This window comes from Streptococcus humanilactis (assembly GCF_019448275.1).
Taxonomy (GTDB): Bacteria; Bacillota; Bacilli; order Lactobacillales; family Streptococcaceae; genus Streptococcus; species Streptococcus humanilactis.
Window position 1 is genome coordinate 11,685 of sequence record NZ_JAHXBZ010000001.1, and the last position, 677, is coordinate 12,361.

The 677-nt window shown below is 43.4% G+C and carries 1 pseudogene; it reads left to right on the forward strand.

The features are described 5' to 3' along the window. A pseudogene (locus KV696_RS00030) lies at window positions 1-677 on the forward strand (hypothetical protein); the annotation flags it as partial.

A 677-nucleotide genomic window follows, 5' to 3' on the forward strand; every position in this document is an offset into this window, starting at 1 on the left:
ATACCCACCAGGTACTACGGTAGAAATTCCAGGTAAAGATGGTAATCCAATCACAGTCACAATCGGTGAAGACGGTAAAGGTAAAGTACCAAACAGTGATCTACCAGACGTAGAAACACCAGGTACAGGTAAGATTACAGAACCAGGAAAACCAGCTGTTGAAGTTCCTAATGTAACAACTCCAGCTAAGGTAACACCAGCAACACCAGTAACTGAAAAACCTGGTAAGATTGAAATTACTCAACAACCAAATGGAAATGCGATTGTAACACCGAAGAAACCAGATGGAACAACTTACCCATCAGGTAGCAAGGTAGAAATTCCAGGAGAAAATGGAACAACAATCACAGTCACAATCGGTGACAATGGTTCAGGTGAAGTACCAAATGACAAGCTTCCAAAAGGAGACTTGCCAGGAAAAGGAACAGTCACAGAACCGAATAAGAAACCATCACAACCAGTGGATGTAACAACACCAGCTCGTAAGACACCAACACTAGATGTGAAACGAGATCCTGAGACAGGTGACGTTACAGTAACACCGAAGAAACCAGATGGCTCAATCTACCCACCAGGTACTACGGTAGAAATCCCAGGTAAAGATGGCAAGCCAATCACAGTCACAATCGGTGAAGACGGAAAAGGTAAAGTACCAAACAGTGATCTACCAGACGTAG